Genomic DNA, 5,242 nt, shown 5'->3' on the forward strand with positions numbered 1-5,242 from the left:
CACGCGGCTGCCCGCCGCCGAGGTTCGGCCGCGGGGGCCCCGGGCAGGGGCAGCGGCGGTGCACTCAGATCGCGAAATCGCCTCAAATCGCGATCTGAGTGCACGCTGGGCGCAAAAAATTAGGAGAGCCGCTCCACGACCATCGCCATACCCTGGCCGCCACCGACACACATGGTCTCGATGCCGAAGGTCTTGTCGTGGGTCTGCAGGTTGTTCAGCAGCGTGGCGGTGATGCGGGCACCGGTCATGCCGAACGGGTGACCCAGGGCGATCGCACCGCCGGAGACGTTCAGCTTGTCCTCATCCATGCCGAGCGCCCGGGCCGAGCCGAGCACCTGCACCGCGAATGCCTCGTTGATCTCGTACAGGTCGATGTCACCGATGCTCATCTTGGCCTGTGCCAAGGCCTTCTTGACGGCCTCGATCGGGCCCAGGCCCATGATCTCCGGCGACAGACCCGAGACGCCGGTGGAGACGATGCGGGCCAGCGGGGTCAGGCCCAGCTCCTTGGCCTTCACGTCGCTCATCACCACGAGCGCGGCAGCGCCGTCGTTCAGCGGGCAGGCGTTGCCCGCGGTGATGGTGCCGTTGGGCCGGAACACCGGCTTGAGCTGGCTGATCTTCTCGTAGGTGGTGCCGGCGCGTGGGCCGTCATCGGTGGAGACGACGGTGCCGTCGGGCAGCGTCACCGGAACGATCTCGCGCTCGAAGAAGCCGCTCTTGATGGCCTCCTCGGCCTTGTTCTGCGACCGCACGCCCCAGTGGTCCTGGTCTTCCCGGCTGATACCGGTGTGCAGCGCGACGTTCTCGGCGGTCTGGCCCATGGCGATGTAGACGTCGGGCAGCAGGCCGTCCTCACGCGGGTCGTGCCATTCGTCGGCACCTTCGGCGGCCTTGGTCGAGCGGGCCATGGCGTCGGCGTACAGCGGGTTCTTGGTGTCGGGCCAGCCGTCGGCGTTGCCGCTGGCGAAGTTCGACACGGTCTCCACACCGGCGGAGATGAACGCATGGCCCTCGCCGGCCTTGATCGCGTGGAATGCCATCCGGGTGCTCTGCAGCGACGACGAGCAGTAGCGGTTGACGGTGGTGCCCGGCAGGAAGTCGTAGCCCAGCTGCACGGCCACGGTGCGGCCGATGTTGAAGCCGGACATACCGCCGGGCTGGCCACAACCCATGATCAGGTCGTCGATCTCACGCGGATCGAGGGCCGGAACCTTGTCCAGGACGGCCTTGACCATCTGGGCGGCCAGATCATCGGGCCGCATGCTGACCAGCGATCCCTTGTTGGCCCGGCCGATCGGCGAGCGGGCGGTGGCGACGATGACGGCTTCAGGCATGACGGCTCCTGGGATCGAATGGCTTGAAAACTCAGGTTGAAACTATCCCGCGTGCACCACGATGGGCGCGGGCACCCCGGTCGAGCGACGCCACAGCCTGCTCACCCCGCCCAGCCTGGTCAACAGCGAGGTACTGTGCGCGGTCCCGGTTTGGAGGGCCTGGTCGCCGTCCCACTCGCCCAGGACACCGCACAGTGCCGGCAACAACTGCTTGGCCGCCAACGCATAACCGGCCGCCGACGGATGGAACATGTCCTCGGAGAACAGCAGCTCAGGGGCTTTGTAGAAGTCGGGTGCCAGCAGGTCGGAGAACGGTACGGGCACGCCACCGGCGGCACGCACCACGGCAGCCTGGGCCCGGGCCAGCCGCAGACCACGGTTGCGGGTGAACGCCCGCAACGGCTGCGGGATCGCGGTGACCACGCCGAAATCCGGGCAGGTGCCGACCACGACGACGGCGCCTGCGGCGCGCAGTCGACGCACGGCATCCCCGAGTCGGCGGGCCGAGGCGCCGATGCCGTTGGGTTTGGTGATGTCGTTGGCGCCGATCATGATCACCGCGGCGTCCGGGGGCGGGCCCGCCACGAACATGGCGTCGATCTGGCCCGACAGCCCCTTGGAGGTGGCACCCACAATTGCCTTGGTGCTCAAGCGAACCCGCTTACCGAATTGCTCTGCGACCCCTCGCGCGATCAGCACCCCGGGCACCTCGTCGGCGATCCGGCAGCCGTAACCGGTGGCCGTCGAGTCGCCGAAGATCATCAAGTGGATGTCGAACGGGACGCCGCGTTCCCACTTCTCGACCGGGCCGCCGCCCGGTAGGTATACGCCGTCGGCGCGGGGTGGGATGTCCCAGGCTTTGGGGATCACCTGACGGGCCTGGTCGGCCTGTCCGGTCAACAGGTTGCGTGCTCCGATGTAGGCCGTAGACGCCAACGCCGTCAGGGCGAGGGCAATGGCTGACCGGCGCGGGACGCGCACGTGAGGAGCACTTCGGCTTGAACCCACGCCGATCAGTTTAGGCGGATTACCGGCCGAGTCCGCGTGGCGGAACTGCGTGGCGGTCACGGTGCTGTATCAAGTCCGGTACCAATTCAGTTTATTTGACTATTGAACTGTTTACAGATGCCAAGCTAAGTTACCCGGGTTGTCTGAGTAACGAACTTCACCTAGCACTACAAAGACGTAGGAAGTGGTGACATGACTGCACCGAGCAAGGTAACCAGGTCTCATCACGCTGGCATAAGCGCAGCTAGATCCTATCGGCGCCGGTATCCGGTGAGTGACGGCGCGCCCGTCGAGGTGGTCGAGGACGGGCCGAGCCTGGCGGGCCGATTGGTTTCGCTGGCGGCGACTCTGACAATCAAACCGACGTTGGCGATCGGTAGCCACGTACCGCATCTGCCGTGGCCGTTCGGTCTGCTCAACTTCGCCGCGCGGATGATCCGTCCGGTCCCCGGGACCATCAAGGCCACGATCGCGCTGCCGCACTGCACCGCGCAGCTCGTGCGAGCCGACGGTGTCCTACCCGCCGACGGGAAGCGCAGCGTCATCCTGTACCTGCACGGCGGTGCGTTTCTGACCTGCGGTGCCAACACGCACTCGGGGATCGTGACCGCGCTGTCCGGGTACGCCGACAGCCCGGTGCTCGTCGTCGACTACCGGATGGTGCCCAAGCACTCGGTGGGCACCGCGATCGACGACTGCTACGACGCCTACCAGTGGCTGCGACTGACCGGCTACGAACCCGACCAGATCGTGCTGGCCGGCGACTCGGCAGGCGGATACCTGTCGCTGGCACTGGCCGAGCGGCTGCTCGACGAGGGCGAAATGCCTGCCGCACTGGTCACGATGTCGCCGCTGTTCGAGATCGACAACGAGACGCGGGCCAACCACCCGAACATCCACTCCGACGCGATGTTCCCGGCGAAGGCGTTCGACGCACTCGTCGAACTCGTCGAGGCGGCCGCCAAGCGCAAGGGCGAGACCGTCTACGAGCCACTCGATCACGTCGAGCCCGGTCTGCCGCGCACGCTCATCCACGCCTCGGGCTCGGAGGTTCTGCTCAGCGATGCGCGCAAAGCCGCGCACATGCTGGCCGCCGCGGGTGTCCCGGTGGAACTGCGGATCTGGCCCGGTCAGATGCACGTTTTCCAGCTCGCCTCGCCTCTGGTGTCGGAAGCTAAGCGCTCGCTGCGCCAGATCGGCGAGTACATACGAGAGGCCACCTGGTAAGCCGTTTCGGCGCCTGGGACGATGGACGTATGCGCATCGCCAGGCACATCAGTGAGCTCATCGGTAACACCCCTTTGGTACAGCTGAACTCGGTTGTCCCGGAGGGCTCGGGCACGGTTCTGGCCAAGATCGAGTACCTGAACCCCGGTGGAAGCTCCAAGGACCGCATCGCGATCAAGATGATCGACGCCGCCGAGGCCAGTGGTGCACTCAAGCCCGGCGGCACCATCGTCGAGCCGACATCCGGCAACACCGGTGTGGGCCTGGCGCTGGTGGCCCAGCAGCGCGGCTACAAGTGCGTCTTCGTCTGCCCGGACAAGGTCAGCGAGGACAAGCGAAACGTGTTGCGCGCGTACGGCGCCGAGGTTGTGGTGTGCCCGACGGCCGTCCCGCCGGACCATCCCGACAGCTACTACAGCGTCTCCAACCGGCTCGTCACCGAGATCGACGGTGCCTGGAAGCCGGACCAGTACTCCAACCCCATGGGACCGGAGTCGCACTACGAGACGACGGGTCCGGAGATCTGGGCCGACACCGAGGGCACCGTGACGCATTTCGTCGCGGGCGTGGGCACCGGTGGCACCATCACCGGCACCGGGCGCTACCTCAAGGAGGTCTCCGACGGGCGGGTGAAGATCGTCGGCGCCGACCCGGAGGGGTCGGTGTACTCCGGCGGCACCGGCCGGCCGTACCTCGTCGAAGGTGTCGGTGAGGATTTCTGGCCGTCCGCCTATGACCCCGAGGTTCCCGACGAGATCATCGCCGTCTCGGACGCCGACTCGTTCGACATGACCCGGCGCCTGGCCCGGGAAGAGGCGCTGCTGGTCGGCGGATCGTGCGGCATGGCGGTGGTGGCCGCGATCGAGGTGGCCCGCAAGGCCGGCCCCGACTCGGTCGTCGTCGTACTGCTGCCCGACGGCGGACGCGGCTACCTGTCGAAGATTTTCAACGACGCCTGGATGTCGTCCTACGGGTTCCTGCGCAACCGGCTCGACGGATCCATCGAGCAATCGACCGTCGGCGACGTGCTGCGCGGAAAGTCCGGTGCGCTACCGGATCTGGTGCACACCCACCCGTCTGAGACGGTGCGCGACGCGATCGGTATCTTGCGTGAATACGGTGTCTCGCAGATGCCGGTGGTCGGTGCCGAACCGCCGGTGATGGCCGGTGAGGTGGCCGGCAGTGTGTCCGAACGCGAGCTGCTCTCCGCGGTGTTCGAGGGCCGCGCCAAACTGGCCGACGCGGTGGCCGAGCACATGAGTCCGCCGCTGCCGTTGATCGGCGCGGGCGAGCTGGTCTCCACCGCGGCCAAGTCCCTGGCCGACGGCGACGCGGTGATGGTCGTCGAGGAGGGCAAACCCGTCGGTGTGCTGACGCGTCACGATCTGCTCGGGTTCCTGTCCGACGGTGGCAGCCGGCATTAGTCGGGCACGGTCTCATCGGTCCGTGTCGTCCTGCCAAAGCGGCTCGGCGGTGCGTAATCTGCCAGTGGAGCAGTTCCGCTTGCTGAACATCTAGGTGCCGGCAGACAGTAGCGTCCGTTCGCGGATCGCTATCCGAATTGAGGAGAGCTTTCGACGTGACCGATCAACCGCCCCCGCCCGGGAATTACCCGCCGCCGCCGGAGGGTGGATATCCGCCCCCTCCGCCGCAGCAGGGCGGCTTCAACC

General features: G+C 66.9%; 4 protein-coding genes. 2 read left to right on the forward strand and 2 right to left on the reverse strand.

Going from position 1 to position 5,242, the window contains the following annotated elements:
- Positions 1-119: 119 nt before the first annotated feature.
- Both A5733_RS14615 and A5733_RS14620 read right to left on the reverse strand, forming a co-directional pair.
- Complete coding sequence (locus tag A5733_RS14615) at positions 120-1,337, reverse strand: acetyl-CoA C-acetyltransferase (RefSeq protein WP_067771492.1); 1,218 nt, start codon at positions 1,335-1,337, stop codon at positions 120-122.
- A gap of 42 nt (positions 1,338-1,379) precedes the next feature.
- Positions 1,380-2,318: an SGNH/GDSL hydrolase family protein gene (locus tag A5733_RS14620; RefSeq protein ID WP_076240643.1), complete on the reverse strand. Its 939-nt coding sequence runs from the start codon at positions 2,316-2,318 to the stop codon at positions 1,380-1,382.
- Positions 2,319-2,537: 219 nt separating this feature from the next.
- Here A5733_RS14620 and A5733_RS14625 point away from each other — a divergent pair, with 219 nt between their 5' ends.
- Both A5733_RS14625 and A5733_RS14630 read left to right on the forward strand, forming a co-directional pair.
- Positions 2,538-3,572, forward strand: coding sequence for an alpha/beta hydrolase (locus A5733_RS14625; RefSeq protein ID WP_067771488.1), 1,035 nt, complete (start codon positions 2,538-2,540; stop codon positions 3,570-3,572).
- A 29-nt stretch (positions 3,573-3,601) separates the two neighbouring features.
- Positions 3,602-4,996 carry a cystathionine beta-synthase gene (locus A5733_RS14630; protein WP_076240644.1) on the forward strand — a complete coding sequence of 465 codons (1,395 nt, stop codon included), beginning with the start codon at positions 3,602-3,604 and terminating at the stop codon, positions 4,994-4,996.
- Positions 4,997-5,242 lie beyond the last annotated feature (246 nt).

Origin of the sequence: Mycobacterium sp. NS-7484 (genome assembly GCF_001953975.1) — a bacterium.
Lineage (GTDB): Bacteria > Actinomycetota > Actinomycetes > Mycobacteriales > Mycobacteriaceae > Mycobacterium.

What these genes read in the sequence shown, in the direction of transcription:
- A5733_RS14615 (WP_067771492.1), bottom strand. Translation starts at nt 1,337, where the DNA reads ATGCCTGAAGCCGTCATCGTCGCCACCGCCCGCTCGCCGATCGGCCGG.
- A5733_RS14625 (WP_067771488.1), top strand. Translation starts at nt 2,538, where the DNA reads ATGACTGCACCGAGCAAGGTAACCAGGTCTCATCACGCTGGCATAAGC.
- A5733_RS14630 (WP_076240644.1), top strand. Translation starts at nt 3,602, where the DNA reads ATGCGCATCGCCAGGCACATCAGTGAGCTCATCGGTAACACCCCTTTG.